General features: G+C 62.5%; 21 protein-coding genes and 1 pseudogene. 10 read left to right on the top strand and 12 right to left on the bottom strand.

What is annotated here, in order from left to right; genetic code table 11:
* Window positions 1-46: 46 nt before the first annotated feature.
* The 3 genes from PG898_RS08325 to PG898_RS08315 all read right to left on the bottom strand — a co-directional run bounded on the left by PG898_RS08325 (window position 47) and on the right by PG898_RS08315 (window position 2,322).
* Window positions 47-985: a DUF2157 domain-containing protein gene (locus PG898_RS08325; RefSeq protein WP_270823811.1), complete on the bottom strand. Its 939-nt coding sequence runs from the start codon at window positions 983-985 to the stop codon at window positions 47-49.
* 205 nt (window positions 986-1,190) lie between these two features.
* A complete protein-coding gene (locus PG898_RS08320) occupies window positions 1,191-1,748 on the bottom strand; it encodes a TMEM165/GDT1 family protein (RefSeq protein WP_041205993.1) in 558 nt (185 codons plus the stop codon).
* 244 nt (window positions 1,749-1,992) lie between these two features.
* The gene (locus PG898_RS08315; protein WP_270823812.1) at window positions 1,993-2,322 is read right to left on the bottom strand and encodes a translation initiation factor; all 330 of its coding nucleotides are present in this window, start codon (window positions 2,320-2,322) and stop codon (window positions 1,993-1,995) included.
* Between the two features lie 120 nt (window positions 2,323-2,442).
* On the opposite strand from PG898_RS08315, the gene PG898_RS08310 reads away from it, so the two are divergent.
* The 3 genes from PG898_RS08310 to PG898_RS08300 are packed head-to-tail and all read left to right on the top strand — an operon-like array spanning window position 2,443 to window position 5,223.
* Window positions 2,443-2,670 carry a FeoA family protein gene (locus PG898_RS08310; protein WP_171276390.1) on the top strand — a complete coding sequence of 76 codons (228 nt, stop codon included), beginning with the start codon at window positions 2,443-2,445 and terminating at the stop codon, window positions 2,668-2,670.
* Window positions 2,667-4,937, top strand: a complete 2,271-nt coding sequence (gene feoB, locus PG898_RS08305; RefSeq protein WP_270823813.1) for a Fe(2+) transporter permease subunit FeoB — start codon at window positions 2,667-2,669, stop codon at window positions 4,935-4,937. The genes PG898_RS08310 and feoB overlap by 4 nt, the downstream gene beginning before the upstream one ends.
* A gap of 43 nt (window positions 4,938-4,980) precedes the next feature.
* Window positions 4,981-5,223, top strand: a complete 243-nt coding sequence (locus tag PG898_RS08300; protein ID WP_171276388.1) for a FeoC-like transcriptional regulator — start codon at window positions 4,981-4,983, stop codon at window positions 5,221-5,223.
* A gap of 102 nt (window positions 5,224-5,325) precedes the next feature.
* On the opposite strand, the gene glgC is transcribed toward PG898_RS08300, so the two are convergent.
* From glgC to PG898_RS08285, 3 genes are all read right to left on the bottom strand, one after another.
* Window positions 5,326-6,597 (bottom strand): glucose-1-phosphate adenylyltransferase, encoded by a 1,272-nt coding sequence (gene glgC, locus PG898_RS08295; protein ID WP_270823814.1) that lies wholly within the window; start codon window positions 6,595-6,597, stop codon window positions 5,326-5,328.
* A gap of 270 nt (window positions 6,598-6,867) precedes the next feature.
* Window positions 6,868-8,007 (bottom strand): type IVa pilus ATPase TapW, encoded by a 1,140-nt coding sequence (gene tapW / locus PG898_RS08290; protein ID WP_171276387.1) that lies wholly within the window; start codon window positions 8,005-8,007, stop codon window positions 6,868-6,870.
* A 54-nt stretch (window positions 8,008-8,061) separates the two neighbouring features.
* Window positions 8,062-8,418: a DMT family protein gene (locus PG898_RS08285; RefSeq protein ID WP_005328056.1), complete on the bottom strand. Its 357-nt coding sequence runs from the start codon at window positions 8,416-8,418 to the stop codon at window positions 8,062-8,064.
* A gap of 112 nt (window positions 8,419-8,530) precedes the next feature.
* Between PG898_RS08285 and PG898_RS08280 the strand changes: the two genes are divergently transcribed.
* The 3 genes from PG898_RS08280 (at window position 8,531) to PG898_RS08270 (ending at window position 11,127) form a co-directional block, all read left to right on the top strand.
* Window positions 8,531-9,262, top strand: coding sequence for a substrate-binding periplasmic protein (locus PG898_RS08280; RefSeq protein WP_270823815.1), 732 nt, complete (start codon window positions 8,531-8,533; stop codon window positions 9,260-9,262).
* 85 nt (window positions 9,263-9,347) lie between these two features.
* Window positions 9,348-10,355 (top strand): vitamin B12 ABC transporter permease BtuC, encoded by a 1,008-nt coding sequence (gene btuC, locus PG898_RS08275; RefSeq protein WP_270823816.1) that lies wholly within the window; start codon window positions 9,348-9,350, stop codon window positions 10,353-10,355.
* Complete coding sequence (locus PG898_RS08270) at window positions 10,342-11,127, top strand: ATP-binding cassette domain-containing protein (protein ID WP_270823817.1); 786 nt, start codon at window positions 10,342-10,344, stop codon at window positions 11,125-11,127. Before btuC ends, PG898_RS08270 begins: the two co-directional genes overlap by 14 nt.
* Window positions 11,128-11,308: 181 nt before the next feature.
* Here the strand turns inward: PG898_RS08270 and PG898_RS08265 are convergent, their stop codons facing one another.
* Window positions 11,309-12,373, bottom strand: coding sequence for a 3-deoxy-7-phosphoheptulonate synthase (locus PG898_RS08265; RefSeq protein ID WP_270823818.1), 1,065 nt, complete (start codon window positions 12,371-12,373; stop codon window positions 11,309-11,311).
* A gap of 141 nt (window positions 12,374-12,514) precedes the next feature.
* Between PG898_RS08265 and PG898_RS08260 the strand changes: the two genes are divergently transcribed.
* On the top strand, window positions 12,515-12,895 hold the full coding sequence (locus tag PG898_RS08260) for a diacylglycerol kinase (protein WP_005328065.1): 381 nt from the start codon (window positions 12,515-12,517) through the stop codon (window positions 12,893-12,895).
* Between the two features lie 84 nt (window positions 12,896-12,979).
* Here PG898_RS08260 and serA read toward each other — a convergent pair whose 3' ends face one another.
* The 5 genes and pseudogenes from serA to PG898_RS08240 form a co-directional block, all read right to left on the bottom strand.
* Window positions 12,980-14,212, bottom strand: a complete 1,233-nt coding sequence (serA, locus tag PG898_RS08255) for a phosphoglycerate dehydrogenase (RefSeq protein ID WP_043130189.1) — start codon at window positions 14,210-14,212, stop codon at window positions 12,980-12,982.
* A gap of 357 nt (window positions 14,213-14,569) precedes the next feature.
* Window positions 14,570-14,668, bottom strand: a pseudogene (locus PG898_RS21230) (ribose-5-phosphate isomerase RpiA); the annotation flags it as partial.
* A gap of 4 nt (window positions 14,669-14,672) precedes the next feature.
* Complete coding sequence (gene rpiA, locus PG898_RS08250; protein ID WP_025327396.1) at window positions 14,673-15,326, bottom strand: ribose-5-phosphate isomerase RpiA; 654 nt, start codon at window positions 15,324-15,326, stop codon at window positions 14,673-14,675.
* Between the two features lie 170 nt (window positions 15,327-15,496).
* Window positions 15,497-16,093 carry a 5-formyltetrahydrofolate cyclo-ligase gene (locus tag PG898_RS08245; RefSeq protein ID WP_163153789.1) on the bottom strand — a complete coding sequence of 199 codons (597 nt, stop codon included), beginning with the start codon at window positions 16,091-16,093 and terminating at the stop codon, window positions 15,497-15,499.
* Window positions 16,094-16,325: 232 nt separating this feature from the next.
* On the bottom strand, window positions 16,326-17,672 hold the full coding sequence (locus PG898_RS08240; protein ID WP_270823819.1) for a Na+/H+ antiporter NhaC family protein: 1,347 nt from the start codon (window positions 17,670-17,672) through the stop codon (window positions 16,326-16,328).
* A gap of 321 nt (window positions 17,673-17,993) precedes the next feature.
* Between PG898_RS08240 and dapB the strand changes: the two genes are divergently transcribed.
* The 3 genes from dapB to carB all read left to right on the top strand — a co-directional run bounded on the left by dapB (window position 17,994) and on the right by carB (window position 23,852).
* Window positions 17,994-18,806, top strand: a complete 813-nt coding sequence (dapB, locus tag PG898_RS08235) for a 4-hydroxy-tetrahydrodipicolinate reductase (RefSeq protein ID WP_270823820.1) — start codon at window positions 17,994-17,996, stop codon at window positions 18,804-18,806.
* Between the two features lie 668 nt (window positions 18,807-19,474).
* Entirely contained in the window at window positions 19,475-20,611 is a 1,137-nt protein-coding gene (gene carA, locus PG898_RS08230; RefSeq protein ID WP_270823821.1) for a glutamine-hydrolyzing carbamoyl-phosphate synthase small subunit, read from the top strand.
* 16 nt (window positions 20,612-20,627) lie between these two features.
* Complete coding sequence (gene carB / locus PG898_RS08225; RefSeq protein ID WP_270823822.1) at window positions 20,628-23,852, top strand: carbamoyl-phosphate synthase large subunit; 3,225 nt, start codon at window positions 20,628-20,630, stop codon at window positions 23,850-23,852.
* Window positions 23,853-24,364: the final 512 nt, after the last annotated feature.

The following is a 24,364-nucleotide window of genomic DNA, read 5'->3' as shown; positions in this document are numbered from 1 at the left end:
GATGGCGGTAGGGGCCTCGGCCAGCAGATGCTGCCAGGGGATCAGATCAGACATGTTGCCTCCGTTGTTGTTGCAGCCAGCGGCTGGCCATCACCGAGAGACCTATGGCGATGAGGGATAGCAGCAAAAAGCCGTTCATGTCCGGCTCCATCCACTTGCCCAGCGCCGCGAGAATGACGGCGATAAGGCTCAGACACCCCATGGCGAGCCCGGCGATGAATCTGTGGTGCCAGCGCAGGTAGGCGGCGCCAAGCCACGCGAGCCAGGCAGGCCAGACCCAGGGGGAGGCGGCATCGAACAGTGCCAGCAGGGCCAGCAGGGTGACCCCGAGCCCGGCGGCCAGCCCCGGGAGCCAGGAGGGCATGAGCCCCAGACGCGCGGGGGTCAGGATGAGCGCCCCCCAGAGGGCGGCGTTGAGCAGGGTCAGGCACCAGCCGAGGGCCTCCTCATTGAAGGAGAAGAAGAGATCGATGAGGCCGAGGCGCCAGTAGAGCACCAGTGCTAGCTGGCCGAGCAGCCAGGCGAGGGTCCAGAGCAGCGGGCTTCTGCCCAGCGCCGCCAGGGGCAGCAGCAACAGGGCCCAGGTGGCGAAGAGCTGCCAGGGATCGGCGCCGGTCTGGTAGGTCTGACCCACCAGGGCCAGCAGGGCGCCTATGTTGAGGGCCAGGGCCAGCAGCAAGGCCTGGCGCGGGGTATCGGCCAGGGGCTTGCGCCAGAGCACCAGCAGCATGGCGAGCAGGGGCAGCTCCAGCAGGGCGAGGCGTGAGAGGCGGCCCAGCGCCTGCCAGTTGAAGGCGACGAAGAACACCAGACCCGCCCCGAGGCAGAGGCAGCCGAGCCAGAGCAGCAGCCTGTCGAACAGCCACTGCCAGCGCACCGAGGCCGGGGGTAGATCGCAGAGGGCGAGGGCGGCGGGCAATGACTCCCGGGGGAGACGACCGCGTCTGACCCAGTCGAGCAAGGTCTGTCTTGAGGTGACGTGCATGGGGGCTCCTGAAGCCGTCGTGCCTGAATGGTAAGGCATTATGGCACGGCGCCGTGCCCCGGGGCAGACCCCGGTGGCGCTGATGCGACAGGGGCAGGGCAGGGGCAACAAAAAAGCCCCGACCTGGAGGAGGGGGCTGGCATGACGGGCAGATGGGGATATGGATGGGTGCTCACGCTCATCCTATCCCCTCGTTGCTGGTGCGTCAGACGAAGATCAGGGTGCTGGCGCCCAGACCCACGAAGAGGATGGCGCAGGCGATGCGGATCCCCTTGAGGGGCAGCTTGTCGGCCCCCAGCTTGCCAAGCAGCACCACGGGTACGTTGGCCAGCATCATGCCGATGGTAGTGCCGGTGATGACTTGAGTCAGGGAGTCGTACTTGGCCGCCAGCAGCACTGTGGCTATCTGGGTCTTGTCGCCGATTTCGGCGATGAAGAACAGCACGAAGGTGGCCATGAAGGGACCGTATTTGTCGAGGGAACTCTCTTCATCGTCCATCTTGTCCGGCACCAGGATCCAGACCGCCATGGCGATGAAGGCACCAGCGACCAGCCAGGTCATCACCTTGGGATCCATCCAGCGACTGATGAACTCCCCTATCCAGGCGGCACCCGCATGGTTGAGCAGGGTGGCGACCAGCATGCCGGCGATGATGGGCCAGGGTTTGCGAAAACGACAGATGAGCAGCAACGCCAGGAGCTGTGTCTTGTCGCCGATCTCGGCGATGGCCACGCTCAGGGTTGAGGTTAACAAGGCTTCCATAAATATGACCGGGGGACGGAATTGTTATAAACCAGAGACAAGCCTGCGCCATCCGTCCCCGGTATTGGCACTGGCCCGTCAAAGGTCTTGTCAAATCCGGCATTGCCCGGATCATCCTGACCATGGTGAGTTGGCACCAAGTATGTTGATCAGGATCGCGCACCGGGTTGGCACCCGTGGCGAGACTACTCCCCCTCGATGGGAGCCGGCATTCTAGGGAAAAAGTGCGGGAGAGACAAGCAGATCAACCGCCCACCAGCTTGACGCTGAAACCGGCCTTCTCCAGCTCGGCCTTGATAAGGTCCCGTTTGTCCCCCTGGATCTCGATGATCCCCTCCTTGAGGCCGCCGCCGGTACCGCACTTCTTCTTGAGCAGGGTGGCGATGGTTTTCTGCTGTTCGGCCGGCACACCGTGGATGGTGATGACCCCGGCGCCCTTGCGCCCCTTGGTCTCGCGCCGGATGCGCACGGTGCCATCGGCGGGGAAGGGGGAGGAGCTCTGGGTGGGGGCCTGTTCCTTGATCATGCCGCCGTCCGTGCTGTAGACCAGGCGGCTGTTGTTGTCGTGACTCATGGCAATACTTTGTCGGTTAGCTAAGCGGAGTTTGATTTTACGCAAATAAATGTTGGGGGCACAGCTTATAATCCCTTCCACTAAAAGCGAATTATTCTTGTTTAACTTCAGGAGCCCGTCATGGTACTCACAGAGTTGTCGCCGGGGCAGCGTGCTCGCATCAAGAACATGAACCAGCTTGGCCGCACCTTGCGACGCAAGCTGATGGTGATGGGGCTGCTGCCCCAGACCGAGATCCTCTATCTGCGGGCGGCCCCCCTGGGGGATCCGCTCCAGGTCCAGTGCCAGGGCATCTGCCTCTCCATGCAAAAGAGCCTGGCCCAGCACATCGAGGTCGAACCGGTATGAACTACTCCCTGGTAACCGTCGGCAACCCCAACAGTGGCAAGACCTCGCTGTTCAACGCCCTGACCGGTGCCCGCCAGCAGGTGGGCAACTGGAGCGGGGTCACCGTCGACAAGAAGATGGGCGAATTTTCCGCCAAGGGGCAGGATTACACCCTGATGGATCTGCCCGGCATCTACTCCCTGGCCAATCAGGAGGCGAGCCTGGACGAGCAGATCGCCAGCCGCTTCGTGCAGGGCCAGCAGCCGGACCTGCTGCTCAACGTCATCGACGCCGCCAATCTGGAGCGCTCCCTCTATCTCACCCTGCAACTGCGGGAGCTGGGCCTGCCCATGGTGGTGGTGCTCAACAAGATGGATCTGCTGCAAAAGCGCCGCATCACCATAGACGAGGGGCTGCTCGGCCAGGCGCTCGGTTGCCCCGTGGTGTCGCTGTCGGCCCACAATCGCCAGCAGGTGGCGGCCTTCAAGGAGCAGATCCACCGGTTCATCGGCCAGCCCCAGCCCGCCCTGGTGCTGGATTACGGCCAGCCGCTGGAAGCCGACATCGCCGAGCTCGAGACCCTGCTTGCCCCTCATCACCTCAGAGACCGTGGCCGTGCTCTGCGCCTGCTGGAGGAGGACATCGCCATGCAGGAGACCCTGGCGGCGGGTCAGCAGGCGGCGGCTGGCAACGTGGTCAGCCGTGCCCACCACGCTCAGGACATCGATCTGCAACTGGCTGATCTGCGCTATGGCCACATCCATCACTGGAGCCAGCAGGCGTGCCGTCAGCAGGGCAAGCTCACGGTCGCCCAGAGCGAGTGGCTGGACAGGGCGCTGCTCAACCGCTGGGTGGGCATCCCCTTCTTCCTGCTGGTGATGTACCTGATGTTCATGTTCGCCATCAAGGTGGGCAGCGCCTTCATCGACTTCTTCGACATCCTGGGAGGCGCCCTGTTCGTGGACGGGGTGCACCACCTGCTGGGGCTGGCTGCGGCCCCTGACTGGCTGGGAGCCGTGCTGGCGGACGGCGTCGGCGCCGGTCTGCAGACGGTGGCGACCTTCATCCCCGTGGTGGGCTGCCTCTTCCTGTTCCTCGCCGTGCTGGAGAGCTCGGGCTACCTGGCCCGCGCCGCCTTCGTGGTGGATGCCCTGATGCGCCGCCTCGGGCTGCCCGGCAAGGCGTTCGTTCCCATGCTGATGGGCTTTGGCTGCACAGTGCCTGCGGTGATGGCGACCCGCACTCTGGGGTCGGAGCGCGAAAGGCTGATGACCTCGGCCATGGCGCCCTTCATGTCGTGCGGTGCCCGGCTGCCGGTCTATGCCCTGTTCGCGGTGGCCTTCTTCCCCGAATCCGGCCAGAACCTGGTGTTTGGTCTCTACCTGCTCGGCATCCTGGTGGCGGTGCTCACCGGCCTCTTCCTGCGCAGCACCCTGCTGCCGGGCAAGAGCGACTCCATGGTGATGGAGATGCCGGACTACGAGTGGCCCCGTCCGGTGGACGTGGGACTGCGTACCTGGCAAAAACTCAAGGGCTTCATCTTCGGCGCGGGCAAGACCATAGTGCTGATGGTGGCGGTGCTGAGCGTGCTCAACTCGCTCGGTACCGACGGCAGCTTCGGCAACCAGGATCAGGAGCGTTCGGTGTTGAGCCAGCTCAGCCAGACGGTGACGCCGGTGCTGCATCCCATCGGTATCCGTGACGACAACTGGCAGGCCACGGTCGGCATCCTGACCGGCATCTTCGCCAAGGAGGCGGTGGTCGCCACCCTCAACAGCCTCTACGCCGGCGGCGCCGGTGGCGAGGAGGCGAGTGAATACTCCCTGCTGGGCAGCCTGAAGGAGGCGCTGGCCACCATTCCCGCGAACCTGGCGGACATCGATCCCGCCGATCCCATGGGGCTTAAGGTCGGGGAGCTGGCGGATCAGCAGGCGGCCGCCGAGGCCCAGGAGGTGGACACCTCCACCTATGGCAACATGCAGACCCACTTCGACGGGGCGGCCGGAGCCTTTGCCTACCTGCTGTTCGTGCTGCTCTACATGCCCTGTGCCGCCGCCATGGGCGCCCTGGTACGGGAGACCGGCCGTCAATGGGCCCTGTTCACCGCCGCCTGGTGCAACTACATGGCCTTCATGTGCGCCACCCTCTTCTATCAGCTGGCGACCTTCGCCGCTCACCCCGAACAGAGCCTGTTCTGGACCCTGAGCTACGGGATCTCCCTGGTGCTGCTGTGGTGGCTTGGCCGCCGCCACGGGGATATAGTCGCCCGCAAGGTGGTGACCCTGTGACGGCGCAGAAGAGCAGATTGACCCATCAGGGGGAGGTCACGCCATGATATTGCGAGAGCTGGGGGACTATCTGGCGGCGCAGCAGAGGGTGAGCCGGCGGGAGCTGGCACGCCACTTCCACACCTCGGAGGATGCGGTGGAGGCCATGCTCGGCGTCTGGATGCGCAAGGGCCGCGTCACCAAGCGGGAGACCCGGGTGTGCGGCGGCAGTTGCTGCGCCAAGAGCGAGGAGGTGATGTTCGAGTGGTGCGAACCCGGCCGGATAGGCCTGGTACAGCGGCGCTGAGCACTGCCGCCAGAGAGCGTCAGCTGACAACAAGAGACCCGCCAATGGCGGGTCTCTTTATTGTGTGTCTTGCTGTCTTGGCGGGGAGGGCCATCCGGGCCATCACAGCCTGGCCAGCATCTCCTGGGTGACCAGCACTATGCCCTGCTCGGAGCGGTAGAAGCGGCGGGCATCCTCATCGGCATTTTCGCCCACCACCAGGCCTTCCGGCAGGGTACAGCCCTTGTCGATCACCACCCGGCGCAACCGGCAGCCGGCCCCGATCTCGACCCCGGGGAAGATCACCGCCTGATCCAGGGTGCAGAAGGAGTCGATCCGCACGTTGGTGAACAGCACAGAGCTGACGATGAAGGAGCCGCTGACGATGGTGCCACCGGCGAACAGGGAGTTGATGGTCATGCCGTGCTGGCCGTTTTGATCCTGCACGAACTTGGCGGGGGCCGTCATCCTCTGACTGGTCCAGATGGGCCAGTCCTGATCGTAGATGTCGAGCTCGGGCGTCACCGAGGCGAGATCCATGTTCGCCTCCCAGAAGGAGTCCACCGTACCCACGTCGCGCCAGTAGGGACGCTTCTGAGGGCAGCAGCCGACGCAGGAGAGGCTGAACGGATGGGCATAGGCGGTACCCTCCTTGACCACCCGCGGGATCACGTCCATGCCGAAGTCGTGGTGGGACTGCTCGTTGGATAGATCCTCTTCCAGCAGTTGGTAGAGGTAGTCGGCGTCGAAGATGTAGACCCCCATGGAGGCCAGCGCTGTGTCGGGCTTGCCCGGCATGGCGGGCGGGTCGGCGGGCTTCTCGACGAAGGCGTTGATCTTGCGGCTCTCATCCACCGCCATCACGCCAAAGGCGCGGGCCTCGCGGCGCGGCACCTCGATGCAGGCCACGGTCACCCGGCTGCCCAGGTTGACGTGATCGAGCAGCATGGCGGCGTAATCCATCTTGTAGATGTGATCCCCCGCCAGCACCACCACGTATTTGGGGCCGTGCTCGCGAATGATGTCCATGTTTTGGTAGACCGCATCGGCGGTGCCGCGATACCAGCTGACTTCGTCAATGCGCTGCTGGGCCGGCAGCAGTTCGATGAATTCGTTCATCTGGTAGCGCAGGAAGGACCAGCCCGATTGCAGGTGACGCAGCAGACTGTGGGATTTGTACTGGGTGACCACGCCGATCCGGCGGATCCCGGAGTTGATGCAGTTGGAGAGGACGAAGTCGATGATGCGGAACTTGCCGCCAAAATGCACGGCCGGTTTTGCCCTGTTGTCCGTCAACTGCTGGAGCCGACTGCCTCGCCCCCCGGCTAACACCAACGCCATGGTCTCGTTCAATAACTGTCTGGACCTTGCTGTGTTGGCTGGTTGTAACAACATTGAATACCCCTTTATTGATATACCTCATCAATGGTGCCTCTTTTGAGGCCCGTTTGAAAGGGTTTTCAACCACATTGATGGCAGGGTTGGGGCTTAAGTTGATTTTTTTGTCATTTATGTGGCGAGCGTCATTGCTTCGGGGGGATGGCTCACCTGCGGCCGGATGAAGGGCAAAGAGGTGAGTGCAGAGGAGAGGCATTGGCCGCGCGGTCATTGAGCACACAGCCGCGCGGGCGGCTGTGTGCTCAGCGGGGGAGGGGTCGCGCCTGACTAGAAGATATCGTTGTTCTCATCCTTGCTGGGCTCCAGGCTCCAGCCGCTGGCCTCCGCACTGTTGCCTATCTGCCCCTTCTCCTTCCACAGCTTGATCTTGAGGCGCAGGTTGTTCTGGGAATCGGCGTTCTTGACCGCCTCCTCTTCGTCGATCACCCCCTCCACCACCAGATCGAACAGGGTGCTGTCGAAGGTGACCATGCCAAGGGCCCTGGATTTCTCCATGATATCCTTGAGGCCGCCAAACTCGCCGCGCTTGATGAGATCGCGAATGGTGTGGGTGCCGATCATGACCTCCACCGCCGCCCGGCGGCCGCCCTCGGTGGTCTTCACCAGCCGCTGGGAGACGAAGGCCTTGAGGTTGTTGCCAAGATCGTTGAGCAGCTGGGGCCTGCGCTCCTCGGGGAAGAAGTTGATGATGCGGTCCAGCGCCTGGTTGGCGTTGTTGGCGTGCAGGGTGGAGATGGCCAGATGCCCGGTCTCCGAGAAGGCCAGCGCATGCTCCATGGTCTCCCGGTCACGGATCTCACCGATGAGGATGACGTCCGGTGCCTGGCGCAGGGTGTTTTTCAGGGCCGCATGGAAGCTGCGGGTGTCCACCCCCACCTCTCGCTGGTTGATGATGCTCTTGCGGTGGCGATGGACGAACTCCACCGGATCCTCGATGGTGATGATGTGGCCACCGCTGTTGCGGTTGCGATGGTCGATGAGGGCCGCCAGCGAGGTGGACTTGCCCGAGCCGGTACCGCCGACGAAGAGCACCAGGCCGCGCTTCTCCATGATGGTGTCGAGCAGCACCGGGGGGAGTTTGAGATCCTCGAAACGGGGGATCTCGGTCTTGATGTTGCGCGCCACCAGAGAGACTTCGTTGCGCTGTTTGAAGATGTTGACCCGAAAACGGCCTATCTGGGGCAGGGAGATGGCGAGGTTCATCTCCAGCTCTTTCTCGAACTGCTGCTTCTGCTCCGAGTCCATGAGATCGGCGGCGATCCTGGCCACTTCGCCCGGCTCGAGCGGCACCTCGTTCAAGGGGCGCAGGGCGCCATTGAACTTGGCGCAGGGGGGGGCCCCGGTGGAGAGATAGAGGTCGGAGCCATCCTGCTTGGCCAGGATCTGTAGCATGTCTCGCAATTCCATGTGTTGCCTCGTCACTCAAAGGGATGGGGGATCAATGTGCTTGAGTGTACAGCCTCAGGCACCGGTCAGTTTCTCGCGAAACACAAAAAACACTGCGCCCAGGATGCACAGGCCCGCCCAGAGGTAGTCCCACTTCAGGTCTTCCTTCAGATAGAAGATGGAGAAGGGGACGAACACGGTGAGGGTGATCACCTCCTGCAGGATCTTGAGCTGACCGACCGTCAGCACGGTGTGGCCGATACGGTTTGCGGGCACCTGCAGCAGGTACTCGAACAGGGCGATACCCCAACTCACCAGGGCGGCGATGATCCAGGGCTTGTGGTTCATGCTCTTGAGATGGGCATACCAGGCGAAGGTCATGAAGACGTTGCTGCAGATCAGCAGACCGATACTGGTCATGATAGGGTTCATTAGGTTCTCCTTTGAAATCAATGCATTTTATCTCGACTTCACGGGTTTCCATAAGTGGGGCTTGAGGGTATTTTTATGCCACAAGGATGTGGCAACAGAAGGTTGAAACTGGATGGGCAAGACAAGCTGGGGAGTGCTTGGTCTGTTGTTTGCCTGCTGGGTGCAAGGGGCGCCAACCCTGACGGTGGTAACCGATGTCTGGCCCCCGTTTCGCATGCTCGCACAAGACGACGAGTTTCATGGTCTGGATATCGACATTCTGCACCAGCTGCAGGCTCGCAGCGGCATCGCGCTCACCCTCAAGCGGGTGCCCTGGGGACGGGCGCTCAAGCAGATGCAGACCGGTCAGGCGGACTTGATGATAGGATTGGCCCATACGCGAGAGCGGGCGGCCTTCATCGATTACCTGCAACCACCCTATTACCAGTGCCGGCCGGCGTTCTACGGCAAGGCGGCGGTGGTGGCCCCCCTGAAAACCTACGCTGATCTGCGTGGCCGAGAGATAGGCTATGTGCTCAACTCCGCCTATTTCGCCCCCTTCGACGATGACAGCCAGCTCGACAAGCATGGGGTGCCGACCGAGGATCAGTTGCTGCGCATGGTGGAGCGGGGCCATCTGTCCCTGATGATAGGCACCGACTGCCAGGTGGATTACGCCCTGAGCCAGCGCAATGACGCCGGCCTCATGAAGGCGGACTACCGCCCGCCTCATCCCGTGGTGCTCTATCTGGGCATGAGCAAGCACTCACCCCATCATGTGCTCGGGCCTGTGCTGGCGCAGGCGTTGCAGGCCATGGTGGAGAGCGGCGAGGTAGCGACGCTGGCTAAGCCTTACCAGCCTTGACCTTGGGTGGTAACGCGCTGTTATCATGCAGCTTTCCTGCTGGCCCCGGGTCGGGGCGGCAGCTGTCTCATTTCGGGGATCCCGCGTGTATCTCGCTCTCATCTATCGTCAGCAGCGCTGGCAGCGCCGTTGGCTGATCGCCCTGTCGCTGCTCGTGCTCTCCCTCTTCCTGCTCTCCCTTGCCCTGGGAGAGTTCGTGCTGCTGCCCTGGCAGCCGCTCGGGGAGCTGGAGCTGCGCATCTTGCTGGAGCTGCGCCTGCCGCGCGCCCTGCTGGCCCTGCTGGCGGGGGCGGCGCTCGCCTGTGGTGGCGCCGTGTTGCAGGTGATGCTGCATAACCCTGTGGCCGAGCCCGGCCTGCTCGGTGTCTCGAGCGGGGCTGGCCTCGCCGCCATGGTGGCGATGGCGGTAGCCAAGTCCCTCGGCGTCTACCTGCCGGGCTGGGGGTTATCCCTGGCATCCTTCGGCGGCGCCCTGGTGGTCACCATGTTGCTCATCCACCTGGCACGCCGGGCCCGGCTCGGCCACACCCGGTTGCTGCTGTTCGGGGTGGCCATCGGCATTCTCACCAATGCGGCCATGACCTGGCTGATGTATTTTGCCGACGACGGCTCCCTGCGGGAATTCATGTTCTGGATGATGGGCAGCCTCTCCTATGGCAGCCAGCAGATCGCCTGGTGGTGGCTGGTGCTGCCGCTGACCCTGGTCTGGCTCTGCTGGCAGGGCCGGGCACTGCAACAGCTGCTGCTGGGGGAGACCCAGGCCCGGCTGATGGGGATGAACGTGGACCGCATGCGGGTGCGGCTGGTGCTGGCGGTCTGCCTGCTCACCGGGGTCGCGGTGTCCCTGTGCGGTGTCATCGGCTTCGTCGGCCTGGTGGTGCCTCACCTGCTGCGGCTGTGCGGCGGCAGCGATCAGCGCTTCCTGCTGCCCGCCTCGGCGCTCGGAGGCGGCGCCCTGCTGCTCGGTGCCGATCTGGTGGCGCGTTCGGCCCTTCAGGCCGGTGAGCTGCCCATCGGCGTCATCACCGCCTCGGTGGGAGCGCCGCTCTTTATCTACCTGTTGCTGAGGCAAGATGCCGATGTCTCCCGTTAAGCCCTCTTCCGATCCCCTCTGGCTGCTGGAGGCGCGGGCCCTCGGGATCCCCGCGCGGCTCTCCCCCCTGGATCTTGCCTGGGCGGGGGGCCAGCTGGTGGCCCTGCTCGGCCCCAACGGCAGCGGCAAGTCGACCCTGCTCGGCGCCCTGGCCGGCATTCTGCCCGCCGACGGCGCCGTGCTGCTGGGTGGCGAAGTGCTCACCGACCTGAGCTGGCCAGAGCTTGCCAGGCGCCGCGCCATGCTGCCCCAGCGCCAGCCACAGCTGTTCCATATTCCGGTGTTCCAGGTGTTGAGTCTGGGACTGGATGAGGAGGGGTTGCCCGAGACACAGGGCAGGGCGGTGGCCGAGATCTGCGCCGCGCTGGAGCTCGATGCCCTGCTGGCGCGGGACTTCAGCCGCCTCTCCGGCGGTGAGCAGCAGCGGGTGCTGATTGCCCGCACCCTGCTGCAACTGTGGCCAGGTCTCAACACCGATGGGCGGGTGCTGTTGCTGGACGAGCCGTTAGCGGGACTGGATCTGCACCATCAGCTGGCCCTGCTGCGGCTGCTCAAGCGCCTGGCCCGGCAAGGCCTGCTGGTGGTGATCGCCATTCACGACATCAACCTGGCCATCGACTGGGCGGATCGCATCCTCTGTCTGCAACAAGGGCGGGTGGTGAGCGAGGGGGGCGTCGATGTCATCGACGAAGCCTTGCTGGAGCGGGTGTTCCAGATCAAGACGGATCGCGTCGAGGCGGCGGGCCGGGTCTGGTTTATGCCGAGCCTGTGAGGCCGGCTTCCCCCTCATCCCCAGCCCTTCTCCCGAGAGGGGAGAAGGGAGAAGGAGCGCCCGGGCTGGATAGCGCGAAGCGGCTAACCAGCCCTGAGACTCAACGTTTACCGGAAAAATCAAAGGGCCAGACATCCGGGATGTCTGGCCCTTTGTATCGCTGAGCAGAACGTTTAGTTGTTCAAACCAGCTGTTTGCTCAGACGCACAGCCGCCGCCTCGGCCAGCATGGCCAGCAGGGTCTCGGTGTCGGCCCAGGACAGGCAGGCATCGGTGATGCTCTGGCCGAAGGTGGCGGCGCAGCCATTCTCCACGTCCTGCCGCCCTTCCACCAGGAAGCTCTCGGCCATGATGCCGGCGATGCCGGTGCGACCGCGGCGCAGCTGATCACAGATGTCCTGCGCCACCAGCAGCTGACGACGGTGATCCTTCATGCTGTTGCCGTGGCTGAAATCCACCACCAGCCGCTCGGGCAGGCCCACGTCGGCCAGCGCTTCGCACGCCTCGTCTATGCTGGCGGTGTCGTAGTTGGGTCTGTGGCCGCCACGGAGGATCACGTGGCCATAGGGGTTGCCGGCGGTACGGTAGATGGTCATCTTGCCGTCCTTGTCCGGTGAATAGAAGATGTGGCTGTGGCGGGCGGCGCGCACCGCATCGATGGCGATGCGGGTGTTGCCGTCGGTGCCGTTCTTGAAGCCCACCGGGCAGGAGAGGGCGGAGGCCATCTCGCGGTGCACCTGGGATTCTGTGGTGCGTGCGCCTATGGCGCCCCAGGTGATGAGGTCGCTGATGTACTGGCCGGTCACCATGTCGAGGAATTCGGTGGCGGTGGGCATGCCCATCTCGTTGATGTCCACCAGCAGCTGGCGGGCCAGCTTCAGCCCCTCGTTCACGTCGAAACTGCCGTCGAGGCGCGGATCGTTGATGAGCCCCTTCCAGCCCACAATGGTGCGCGGCTTCTCGAAGTAGGTGCGCATCACGATGCACAGGCTCTCTTTGTATTGCTCGCGCAGGGTGTTGAGGCGCTGGGCGTATTCACGGGCGGCGGCCGGATCGTGGATGGAGCAGGGGCCGACGATGACCAGCAGGCGCTGATCCTCACCGGCCAGAATGGCTTCTACATCGTGGCGGGCATCCAGCAGGTTCTGGGCGACGGTGTCGTTTAACGGGAAGGCGTTCGCCAGCTCGCTCGGAGTGATCAGAGACTCCAGGCGACGGGTGCGCAATTCATCGGTGTGAATGGACATACGACTCTATTCTCGAGTGAATAAGGGGGGCGGGATGCCAAAATGCAAGGGGATAAAATAAAGCAAAACTCCCCCGATGGAAACCTTGGGAGGCTCTGATAGGATGTGAGCCTAAAAACCATTTCAAATGAGGTAGTTATCGTGGCAAAGCCAGGCGCGACCGGGGTCACCCGCATCATCAACGCAACCGGTTACAGCATGAAGGGTCTCAAATCGGCCTGGATTAACGAGGCGGCCTTCCGCCAGGAGCTGGTGCTCGTCTTGGCTCTGATGCCGCTGGCAGGCTGGCTCGGCAACTCCCTCAACGAGATCCTGCTGCTCATCTGCATCAGCTGGCTGGTGGTGATCGTCGAGGTGCTCAACTCCGCCATCGAGGCGGTGGTGGATCGCATCGGCTCCGAGCATCACGAGCTGTCGGGGCGCGCCAAGGATCTCGGCTCCGCCGCCGTCTTCATCGCCCTGGCCCTCAATGCGCTGGTGTGGGGCGCCCTGATTGGCCGCAATCTGCTCGGCTGGTGGTAGGTTGCGAGAGCAACCTTTCTCCTGACATAAAAAAGCCCGTCATCGAGACGGGCTTTTTGCTGGCCTGGCGCCGGGCTCAGGGCATCAGTGCAGGATCCGGGCACGTATGGTGCCGTTGATCTCCTTGAGACGGGAGAGCGCCTTCTCGCTGTGCTCGGTTTCCACGTCGATCACCACATAGCCGATCTCGCTGCTGGTCTGCAGGTATTGGCCGGCGATGTTGATCCCCTCGTCGGCGAAGATCTGGTTGATCTGGTTCATCACGCCGGGCTGGTTGCGGTGGATGTGCAGCAGGCGGCTGGAACCCTTGTGGCCCGGCAGGGAGACTTCCGGGAAGTTGACGGCGGAGAGGGTGGAGCCGTTGTCTGAGTACTTGACCAGCTTGTTGGCGACTTCCAGACCTATGTTCTCCTGGGCCTCCTGCGTCGAACCGCCGATGTGGGGGGTCAGGATCACGTTGTCCAGGCCGCGCAGCGGGGTCAGGAACTCCTCGTCGTTGGACTTGGGCTCGCTCGGGAAGACGTCGATGGCGGCGCCCGAGAGGTGACCGCTCTTGATGACGTCGGCCAGGGCATCGATGTCCACCACGGTACCGCGGGAGGCGTTGATGAAGATGGCGCCCGGTTTCATCATGCGCAGTTGCTCGGCACCGATGAGATCCTTGGTGGAGGCGGTCTCCGGCACGTGCAGGCTGATGACGTCAGACATGTTGAGCAGCTCCACCAGGTTCGGCACCTGGATGGCGTTGCCCAGAGAGAGCTTGTTCTCGATGTCGTAGTAGTAGACCTTCATGCCGATCATCTCGGCGATGATGCCAAGCTGGGTGCCGATGTGGCCGTAGCCGATGATGCCGAGCTTCTTGCCGCGGGCTTCCACCGAACGGTTGGCGAGCTTCTCCCAGACGCCGCGATGGCACTTGGCGTTCTTCTCGGGGATGCCGCGCAGCAGCAGCAGGATCTCCCCCAGTACCAGTTCGGCCACGGAGCGGGTGTTGGAGAAGGGGGCGTTGAAGACGGGAATGCCACGCACGTGGGCGGCATCCAGGGAAACCTGGTTGGTGCCGATGCAGAAGCAGCCGATGGCGACCAGCTTGCTGGCGGCATCCAGCACCTTCTCGGTGATCTGGGTGCGTGAACGCAGGCCCACGAAATGCACGTCACGAATACGTTCGACCAGATCCTCTTCCGACAGGGAGGTCTTCAGATACTCAACATTGGTGTAGCCGGCTGCCCGAAAGGTCTCCACCGTGTTGGGATGCACTCCCTCCAGCAGCAGTACCTTGATCTTATCCTTGTCCAGCGAAAACTTGGCTGTCATGACGTTCCCTCTATTGTTTTGAAAAATGCGCTCAGGCTTGCAGTGTGAAGAAAACCGTAAAGTAGCAAAAACGTTTGGGAGAGGGAATATTTGTGACGAAAGTCAAATTCTTTGAAGTTATCAACGTTTTTTGCAGCGATGTTGCTACAAGCCATTGAGGGATAAATAGAAACGGCGCCATCAGGCGCCGTTGTCCATTCGCGGGGGTAATAACGGAGGTCTGGTGACCCCGCGAGCCCTCCTGCAGTCAGCCTTATTGCGTGACCAGGCCCTCTGGCGTGCCAATCAATACCACGTCAGCACCGCGATGGGCGAGAAGATAGATCGTTGATGACCACGCCGACCATGGCAGATGCCTTATTGGGTGACGACCCCATCCGGAGTACCGATCAGTACCACGTCAGCGCCGCGATGGGCGGAAGATAGATCGTTGGTGACCACGCCGACCATGGCGGATGCCTTATTGGGTGACGACCCCATCCGGAGTACCGATCAATACCACGTCGGCGCCGCGATGGGCGAACAGGCCGTTGGTGACCACGCCCACTATGGCGTTGAGCTGCACTTCCAGCCCTTTGGCATCGGTGATGGCCATGCCCTTGACGTCCAGGATGATGTTGCCGTTGTCGGTCACCACACCCTCACGCCACACCGGGTTGCCACCCAGTTTCCTGATCTCGCGGGCCACGTATTCACGGGCCATGGGGATCACCTCCACCGGCAGCGGGAACTGGCCCAACACCTCAACTGTCTTGGTGTTGTCGATGATGCAGATGAACTGATCGGCCACGGCCGCGACTATCTTCTCGCGGGTCAGGGCGGCACCGCCCCCCTTGATCATGTCACGGGTCCCGTTGATCTCGTCGGCACCATCCACGTAGACGGAGAGGGCATCGATGTCGTTGAGGTCAAACACCGGGATGCCGAACCCCTTGAGGCGCTCGGTGGAGGCGATGGAGCTCGATACCGCGCCCTTGATCTCGTCCTTCATGGTCGCCAGTGCGTCGATGAAGTGATTGACGGTAGAGCCGGTGCCCACCCCGACGATGGTGCCGGGTACCACGTATTTGAGCGCAGCCCAACCGGCCGCCTTCTTCATTTCATCTTGAGTCATGATGGATCCTTATGGAAAAAGCGGGCGCATTATATCCAAGCATCCTGCCCAGAGCGACCATGGCGGTCACGTTCCGGGGCAAAAAGCCCCAAGATGTAAATCGTTTGCCTGTTTATTGAGCCAAGGGGCTGGGTAAGGGGATCAGCTCCCCGGCAGCAGGGCAAAACTTGCTAGGAGAAGCGCCAGCAGCGGGCGGGGGTGATGATCTGGGGCAGCGGGACGTCCCACTGCGCCTGGGGCACTGACTCCACCTGCTGGCAGTCGTGGGCAAGACCCAGCGGCCTTGGGCCCAGCCCGTGTTCGTGCCAGCAGGCCAGGGTGCGATCGTAATAGCCGCCTCCCATGCCGAGCCGGTTTCCCTCGGCATCGAAGGCCACCAGCGGGGTGCAGATGAGATCCAGCATGCTGTGGGGCAGCACCTGCTGCACATCGAGCTCGGGCTCGGCGATGCCATAGCGGTTGCGGGTCATGGGGCTGGTGGCGGTGTAGCGCAAGAAGAGCAGGTGACCCGGGGTGAAGGGGTGCAGCACCGGCAAGTAGACCTCCTTGCGCTGGCTCCAGAGCCAGTGAATGGCGGGCAGGGGATCGAGCTCACCGTCATTGGCCAGGTAGAGGGCGATGCGTCTGGCCCCCTGGATCTCGGGGTGTTCCTGAAAACGCGTGACCAGTTGCTGGGCCGCCGCCTGCTGCTCGGCCTGACTCAGGCTCTTTCTGCGCTGGCGGATGAGCTGGCGCAGGCTCTGGCGTTCGGGTTGGGTATCCGGCATGGGGGCTCCTGTGGTGGAACTAAAGGGCTGGGTTACCTTAACAAGGGGCCATAGGGATGAAAAGCGGGGAAGGGACGGTGCTGGGATCTGGCCGGGGACGACGGGATAGTCACCGGCCAGATGAAGTTGCTTAGGCCTGCGCCGACGGCTCGGCCACCGCAGCGCAGTTGGTGCTTGATGAACGCCGCGACTATGGCGGCCAGCCCCAGGTCTCAGTGGTAGAAGGTGATGATCAGGCGACTTGTCGATTATCGGCGCCGCCGCGCACCTGGTGCTTGATAAAGACGGCGATGAGAGCGGCCAGCCCCAGGGCCATGGGATAGAAGCTCATGCTCACCACGGCCAGGGGGGAGAGGGCGAAGATGGAGCCCAGCAGCAGCGCCTGGGCGCCCCAGGGGATCAAGCCCTGTACCACGCAGGAGAAGATGTCCAGCATGGAGGCGGCGCGGCGCGGGGTGACCCCGTGCTGCTCTGCCAGGTCCCGGGCCACCTTGCTCGCCACTATGATGGCGACCGTGTTGTTGGCGGTGCAGAGGTTGGTCAAGCCGACCACACCGGCGATGCCGAGCTCGGCCGCCTTCTCGTTCTGTTCACCGTCGTGGGCACGGGTGAAGCGGGCGATCAGGGCGGCGATGCGGGCGCTGATCCAGGCCAGCCCCCCCTGGCGCTCCATCAGGGCGCCGAGGCCACCGATCAGCATGGAGAGCAGGAAGATCTCCTGCATGCTGGTGAAGCCTTGGTATATGTCCTTGCTGAACTGGCCGAGGGGATAGCCTCCGATCATGCCAACGCCACCGGCGGCCAGGATGCCAAGGCCGAGCACCACGAAGACGTTCATGCCACCGAGCGCCAGTACCAGGATCAGCAGGTAGGGCATCATCTTGAGCAGGTCAGCGCTGGCGTTGGCGGCGGGGGCCTCACCGGTGGAGCCCAGCAGCAGGTAGAGCAGGATCACCAGCACGGCGGCGGGGGCGGCAATCTTGACGTTCTCGCGGAACTTGTCCTTCATCTCGCAGCCCTGGCTGCGGGTCGCCGCTATGGTGGTATCCGAGATGATGGAGAGGTTATCGCCGAACATGGCGCCGGAGAGAATGGTGCCCGCCATCAGCACGGGATCGATGCCGGTGGCCTGGGCGACGCCGAGGGCCACGGGTGCCACTGCCCCTATGGTGCCCATGGAGGTGCCCATGGCGGTGGCAATGAAGGCGGAGATGAGGAAGAGCCCCGGCAGCAGGAACCAGCCCGGGATCAGGGAGAGGCCGAGGGCAACGGTGGCATCCACCCCGCCGGTGGCCTTGGCCACGGTGGCGAAGGCGCCCGCCAGCAGATAGATGAGGCACATGGCCATGATGTTGCTGTCACCCACCCCCTTGAAGAAGGTTTCAAGGTTCTTGTTGAAGCCCTCCTTGCCCAGCATCAGCGCCAGCATGACGGCAGGCAGGGCGGCCACGGGGGCGGGCAGCTGATAGAAGGCGAACTCGACCCCCTGCAGGGTCAGCCAGGTGCCGGTACCGATGAAGAGAGCAAGAAAGACCAGAAGGGGCAGCAGGGCTCTGGCACTGGGTTGGGTCTGGATCATGTGTTCCTCGAAACTTGAACAATGACCTCCTGTCGCAGCCTGTGTTGGCCCGAGTATGCTCGGACACAGGGTAGGCATCCTGCCGCTATGGGGGGCTTACAGTAGTGAGTCGGGGGCATTCGGTCAAGATAGACGTCCAGATGGATAGGCCTTTTTCTTTTGTGATTTTGATGTGCTGATTAAATCCGTCAAATATTCGGAGTTAATCATAAATTGTTGTTGATATGGCGGCGCCGAGACGACGGCCACGGAGGGCTTTTCAAAGCCGGCGCGGGCTGGTAAAACGGTCTCTTTCCATAATAAAGAGATGAGAGGGTGGAGATGGACAATCCGATCCGTGTGGCCGTGATGGGCTGTAATGGTCGTATGGGCAAGGTGCTGCTGGAGGCCATCACCAACGCCGAGGGCGTGGTGGTTGGTGCGGCGCTGGAGCGACCTGGCTCTGTCGTGATTGGCCTGGATGCGGGTGAACTCAATGGCCTGGGCCGGCTTGGGGTCGTCATCAGCGACAGCCTGGACAAGGTGCGCGATGAGTTTGATCTCATCATCGACTTTACCCGTCCCGAGGTGACCCTGGCCAACCTGGCCTTCGCCCTGGCCCATGGCAAGCAGATGGTGATAGGCACCACCGGCTTTGACGACGCAGGCAAGGCCGCGCTGCACGAGGCGGGCAAGCAGATCGGCATCGTCTTCGCGTCCAACTACTCGGTCGGCGTCAACCTGGTGTTCAAGCTGCTGGAGCAGGCCGCCAAGGTGATGGGGGAGTACACCGACATCGAGATCATCGAGGGGCACCATAGACACAAGGTGGATGCACCATCCGGCACCGCGCTCTCCATGGGGGAAGTGGTGGCGAAAACCCTGGGCCGGGATCTCAAAGAGTGCGCCGTCTATGGCCGCGAGGGGATCACCGGCGAGCGGGATCGCAACACCATCGGCTTTGCCACCATCCGCGCCGGGGATCTGGTGGGGGAGCACACCGTCATGTTTGCCGACATCGGCGAGCGGGTGGAGATAAGCCACAAGGCCTCGAGCCGCCTGACGTTTGCCAATGGCGCCGTGCGGGCAGGCAAGTGGCTCGGCCAGCAGGGGGCGGGTCTCTACAACATGCAGGACGTACTCGGCCTCAAATAGGGTGTAGCGGGAGCCTGACCAGGGCTCTCCTCTCTCCGATCTGGTTGTCAGACCCCGGCTCGCCGGGGTTTTGTTTATGGTTTTTGTAAAAATAAGCGTTAAGCACCGCTTTTGTGGTGAACCAGCCTAAATCTCCCCCTTCCTATTTCTGCGCCACACTCCTGCGACAAAAATGTCATCAGAGGGTAACGGGTTTGGGTCTCAATTTTCCCTGCAGCCCGCTTTTTTCACATCCGGTCAAACAGACTAAAAATGCAATCAAAGAAAAACGTTTTCTATTTTTAGTAGTCAGTTTTCTATCGCCAAATGGCACTTTTTGGCTTGAGTTGTTTGTTTTTTAAATTCGTATTCATCTGTTTATTAACGATAAAATATCGTTTTTTGTCTGTCGGGTGGCATGGGTGGGTGCTTTTGTTTCGGGTTTTGGCTTTTCTTTTTGGGGAGGGGGTTGCAAAGCACCTTAGTGCATAGATAATGGGTAATGTTGCTTGTTTATTGAATTTAGATGCATTTCAAACGAGAAAAGACGTTGAAATGAGATCGTTTTTAAGTAGAATGCGCCCAATTTGCCAGAAATCTGCCGGGTTTGAGCCCTGTTTCAAACAGCGTCCGGACCCGCAACACCCAGGTAAATTGCTGAATTTAAAGCTAAATAACTGGAGGTTGTCTTGAATCACACTGCATTGCTAGTGCTGGAAGATGGAACTGTGTTCAAAGGCGTGTCGATAGGCGCCGAGGGATGTTCCGTTGGTGAAGTGGTTTTCAATACGTCGATGACGGGCTATCAGGAAATCCTCACCGATCCCTCTTATTCCCGTCAGATAGTCACCCTCACTTACCCCCATATAGGCAACACCGGCACCAACAGCGAAGATGAAGAGTCCAGTCAAATCCACGCGCAGGGATTGATCATCCGGGACCTTCCGATACTTGCCTCCAATTTCCGCAATCAGCAATCCCTCTCCGATTACCTCAAGTCTCACAACATCGTTGGCATCGCCGACATCGACACCCGCAAACTGACCCGCATCCTGCGGGAGAAGGGTGCCCAGGCCGGCTGCATCCTGGCCGGCAAGCAACTCGATGAAGCCCATGCCCTGAGCCAGGCCCGCGCCTTCCCCGGTCTGAAGGGGATGGATCTGGCCAAGGAAGTGACCGTGAGCGAATCCTACAGCTGGACTGAAGGCAGCTGGCAGCTCGGCAAGGGGCACGTCACCCCGGCCGCCGATGAGCTGAAATACCACGTGGTGGCCTACGACTTCGGCGTCAAGCGCAACATCCTGCGCATGCTGGTGGACCGTGGCTGCCGCCTGACCGTGGTGCCGGCCAAGACCCCGGCCGCCGAGGTGCTGGCGCTGAACCCGGATGGCATCTTCCTCTCCAACGGCCCCGGCGACCCCGAGCCGTGCGACTACGCCATCGACGCCATCAAGGCCTTCCTGGCCACCAACACCCCGGTGTTCGGCATCTGCCTGGGTCACCAGCTGCTGGGTCTGGCCTCCGGCGCCAAGACCATCAAGATGAAGTTCGGTCACCACGGTGCCAACCACCCGGTGAAGAGCCTGGACGACAACACCGTCATGATCACCGCCCAGAACCACGGTTTTGCGGTGGACGAGAACAGCCTGCCGGAGTGCCTGCGTGCCACTCACGTCTCCCTGTTCGACGGGTCGCTCCAGGGCATCCACCGCACCGATCGTCCGGCCTTCAGCTTCCAGGGTCACCCTGAAGCGAGCCCGGGCCCCCACGACTGTGCCGGTCTGTTCGACCACTTTATTGAATTGATTAAGCAGTATCGCGCCTAAGAGGATAAAGAGAGCCATGCCAAAACGTAACGACCTACAGAGCATCCTGATCCTCGGCGCCGGCCCCATCGTCATCGGTCAGGCCTGCGAATTCGACTACTCCGGCGCCCAGGCCTGCAAGGCTCTGCGCGAGGAGGGATACCGCGTCATCCTGGTGAACTCCAACCCGGCCACCATCATGACCGACCCCGAGATGGCGGACGCCACCTACATCGAGCCCATCACCTGGGAAGTGGTGCGCGAGATCATCAAGAAAGAGCGCCCCGATGCCGTGCTGCCCACCATGGGTGGCCAGACCGCACTCAACTGCGCGCTGGATCTGGAGAAGCACGGCGTGCTGGCGGAGTTCGGTGTGGAGATGATCGGTGCCACCGCCGATGCCATCGACAAGGCGGAAGATCGTCGTCGCTTCGACATCGCCATGAAGAGCATCGGCCTGGAGTGCCCCCGTGCCGGCATCGCCCACAACATGGAAGAGGCGTGGAAGGTGCAGCAGATGGTCGGCTTCCCCTGCATCATCCGTCCCTCCTTCACCATGGGTGGCTCAGGTGGCGGCATCGCCTACAACACCGAAGAGTTCGTCGAGATCTGCGAGCGCGGCCTGGATCTGTCGCCGACCAAGGAGCTGCTCATCGATGAGTCCTTGATCGGCTGGAAAGAGTACGAGATGGAAGTGGTGCGGGATCGCAACGACAACTGCATCATCGTCTGCGCCATCGAAAACTTCGACCCCATGGGCATCCACACCGGTGACTCCATCACGGTCGCGCCAGCCCAGACGCTGACCGACAAGGAGTACCAGCTAATGCGCAACGCCTCCATGGCGGTGCTGCGCGAGATCGGCGTCGAGACCGGCGGCTCCAACGTCCAGTTCGGCATCAATCCCAAAGATGGCCGCATGGTCATCATCGAGATGAACCCGCGGGTGTCCCGCTCCTCCGCACTCGCCTCCAAGGCGACCGGTTTCCCCATCGCCAAGATCGCCGCCAAGCTCGCCATCGGTTACACCCTGGACGAGCTGATGAACGACATCACCGGCGGTCGCACCCCGGCCTCCTTCGAGCCGGCGATTGACTACGTGGTCACCAAGATCCCGCGCTTCAACTTCGAGAAGTTTGCCGGTGCCAACGACCGTCTCACCACCCAGATGAAGTCGGTGGGTGAAGTGATGGCCATTGGCCGCAACTTCCAGGAGTCCCTGCACAAGGCGCTGCGCAGCCTCGAGACCGGCAAGACCGGCTTCGACCCCATGGTGGATCTCAATGCCCCCGACTCCCTGACCCGCATCCGCCACGAGCTGCAGGATGCCGGTTGCGACCGGATCTGGTACATCGCCGATGCGTTCCGCGCCGGTCTCTCCATGGACGGCATCTTCAAGCTGACCAAGATTGACCCCTGGTTCCTGGTGCAGATTGAAGAGCTGGTGAAGCTGGAAGAGCAGGTGAAAGAGCGCGGCATGGCCGGCCTGGACGCCGACTTCCTGCGCACCCTGAAGCGCAAGGGCTTCGCCGACGCCCGTCTGGCCAAGATCCTCGGCGTGGCCGAGGGCGAGGTGCGCAAGGCCCGTGCCCGCCACAACATCTTCCCGGTCTACAAGCGGGTCGATACCTGCGCCGCCGAGTTCGCCACCAACACCGCCTACATGTACTCCAGCTATGACGAGGAGTGCGAAGCGGCGCCGACCAATCGCGACAAGATCATGATCATCGGCGGCGGCCCGAACCGTATCGGTCAGGGTATCGAGTTCGACTACTGCTGCGTGCACGCGGCCCTGGCCCTGCGCGAAGACGGTTACGAGACCATCATGGTCAACTGCAACCCGGAGACCGTCTCCACCGATTACGACACCTCCGACCGTCTCTACTTCGAGCCGGTGACCCTGGAAGACGTGCTGGAAATCGTGCGGGTCGAGCAGCCCAAGGGCGTCATCGTCCAGTACGGCGGTCAGACTCCGCTCAAGCTGGCTCGCGCCCTGGAAGCGAACGGCGTGCCTGTCATCGGCACCAGCCCGGACGCCATCGACCGCGCCGAAGACCGCGAGCGCTTCCAGTCCGCCGTCGAGCGCCTCGGCCTCAAGCAGCCGGAAAACGGCACCGTCACTGCCCTGGAGCAGGCGGTGCTGACCGCCGAGCGCATCACCTACCCGCTGGTGGTTCGCCCCTCCTACGTGCTGGGTGGCCGTGCCATGGAAATCGTCTATGACGAGCAGGATCTGCGCCGCTACTTCGCGGAAGCCGTGAGCGTCTCCAACGAGTCGCCGGTACTGCTGGACCGCTTCCTCGACGACGCCACCGAGGTGGACGTGGACGCCATCTGTGACGGCGTTGACGTGGTCATCGGCGGCATCATGGAGCACATCGAGCAGGCCGGTATCCACTCCGGTGACTCCGCCTGCTCCCTGCCGCCCTACACCCTGTCCAAGGCCATCCAGGACGAGATGCGCGAGCAGGTTCGCAAGCTGGCCCTGGAGCTCGGCGTGGTCGGCCTGATGAACGTGCAGTTCGCGGTGAAAGACAACGAGATCTACCTCATCGAGGTGAACCCGCGCGCCGCCCGTACCGTGCCGTTTGTCTCCAAGGCGACCGGTGCGCCGCTGGCGAAGATTGCCGCTCGGGTCATGGCCGGTCAGAGCCTGCAGGATCAAGGTTTCACCACCGAGATCATCCCGCCCTACTACTCGGTGAAGGAAGTGGTGCTGCCGTTCGCCAAGTTCCCGGGTGTGGATCCGCTGCTGGGGCCGGAAATGCGCTCCACCGGCGAGGTAATGGGAGTGGGCAGCAGCTTTGCCGAGGCCTATGCCAAGGCCCAGCTGGGTGCCGGCCATCAGGTGCCGAGCGAAGGCCGCGCCCTGCTCTCAGTGCGCCACGGCGACAAGGAGCGGGTGGTCAACCTGGCCGCCAAGCTGCTGGAGCTGGGTTATGAGCTCGACGCCACCCACGGCACCGCGGTGACCCTGGGTGAAGCGAGCATCAACCCGCGTCTGGTGAACAAGGTGCACGAGGGCCGTCCGCACATTCTGGATCGCATCAAGAATGGCGAGTACACCTACATCGTCAACACCGCCGAGGGCCGTCAGGCGATTCAGGATTCCAAGCAGCTGCGCCGCGGCGCCCTGCAGCACAAGGTGGCCTACACCACCACGCTGCACGCGGCCTTCGCCACCTGCATGGCCATCAGCGTCGATGCCACCGCCAACGTGAACTCGGTGCAGGAGCTGCACCACAGGGTCAAGCACCGCTAAGGTGCGTGCGGCCAGGGCGGCTTACGGCCCTGGATGCAAGCCTGACAACACCCCGCCAGCGATGGCGGGGTGTTTCTTTTTACGGGGCCGGCAGATCCCGGGGCATCGCCCTCTCATGCACGAGATGGCGTCAATAGCGAGAATGAAGGGTGACAAACGCCCTTTAATTAGTTAATTTCAATCATGAATTGCCTATTTTATGCCATTGGCAACAATCTTCGCAATCACTCACCCCGAACGCCTCCCTATACTGGTTTCTCATCACATGCGTGAGCAAACAAGGTCGTCCGCACCGGCAAGCATTCAGTGTCAGAGGGTTGCGAGAGGATCAGGGCCGGCGTTATCGCGCCAGCCTGGTCGGCCCCTTCCACCAGAAGGGACCAATGGAAACCGGCTGTGGGGTTACCGCCGCACCGCCAGTCAGGGCCAGCGTTATCACGCCAGTCCGCTCCCCCTCCTTGCTCCCTCTGTTACCTGCCCGGTCGCCTGGCGCCTCAATATCTGCCAAGGGA

It is taken from the genome of Aeromonas sp. QDB31, assembly GCF_027707605.1.
Classification (GTDB): domain Bacteria; phylum Pseudomonadota; class Gammaproteobacteria; order Enterobacterales; family Aeromonadaceae; genus Aeromonas; species Aeromonas media.
The sequence above is the reverse complement of the archived record's forward strand: the minus strand, read 5'-3'. Positions and strand labels throughout refer to the sequence as shown.

Coding starts and splice junctions, on each gene's coding strand:
- PG898_RS08325 (WP_270823811.1), bottom strand. CDS start 985: ATGCACGTCACCTCAAGACAGACCTTGCTCGACTGGGTCAGACGCGGT.
- PG898_RS08320 (WP_041205993.1), bottom strand. CDS start 1,748: ATGGAAGCCTTGTTAACCTCAACCCTGAGCGTGGCCATCGCCGAGATC.
- PG898_RS08315 (WP_270823812.1), bottom strand. CDS start 2,322: ATGAGTCACGACAACAACAGCCGCCTGGTCTACAGCACGGACGGCGGC.
- PG898_RS08310 (WP_171276390.1), top strand. CDS start 2,443: ATGGTACTCACAGAGTTGTCGCCGGGGCAGCGTGCTCGCATCAAGAAC.
- feoB (WP_270823813.1), top strand. CDS start 2,667: ATGAACTACTCCCTGGTAACCGTCGGCAACCCCAACAGTGGCAAGACC.
- PG898_RS08300 (WP_171276388.1), top strand. CDS start 4,981: ATGATATTGCGAGAGCTGGGGGACTATCTGGCGGCGCAGCAGAGGGTG.
- glgC (WP_270823814.1), bottom strand. CDS start 6,597: ATGTTGTTACAACCAGCCAACACAGCAAGGTCCAGACAGTTATTGAAC.
- tapW (WP_171276387.1), bottom strand. CDS start 8,007: ATGGAATTGCGAGACATGCTACAGATCCTGGCCAAGCAGGATGGCTCC.
- PG898_RS08285 (WP_005328056.1), bottom strand. CDS start 8,418: ATGAACCCTATCATGACCAGTATCGGTCTGCTGATCTGCAGCAACGTC.
- PG898_RS08280 (WP_270823815.1), top strand. CDS start 8,531: ATGGGCAAGACAAGCTGGGGAGTGCTTGGTCTGTTGTTTGCCTGCTGG.
- PG898_RS08270 (WP_270823817.1), top strand. CDS start 10,342: ATGTCTCCCGTTAAGCCCTCTTCCGATCCCCTCTGGCTGCTGGAGGCG.
- PG898_RS08265 (WP_270823818.1), bottom strand. CDS start 12,373: ATGTCCATTCACACCGATGAATTGCGCACCCGTCGCCTGGAGTCTCTG.
- serA (WP_043130189.1), bottom strand. CDS start 14,212: ATGACAGCCAAGTTTTCGCTGGACAAGGATAAGATCAAGGTACTGCTG.
- rpiA (WP_025327396.1), bottom strand. CDS start 15,326: ATGACTCAAGATGAAATGAAGAAGGCGGCCGGTTGGGCTGCGCTCAAA.
- PG898_RS08245 (WP_163153789.1), bottom strand. CDS start 16,093: ATGCCGGATACCCAACCCGAACGCCAGAGCCTGCGCCAGCTCATCCGC.
- PG898_RS08240 (WP_270823819.1), bottom strand. CDS start 17,672: ATGATCCAGACCCAACCCAGTGCCAGAGCCCTGCTGCCCCTTCTGGTC.
- dapB (WP_270823820.1), top strand. CDS start 17,994: ATGGACAATCCGATCCGTGTGGCCGTGATGGGCTGTAATGGTCGTATG.
- carB (WP_270823822.1), top strand. CDS start 20,628: ATGCCAAAACGTAACGACCTACAGAGCATCCTGATCCTCGGCGCCGGC.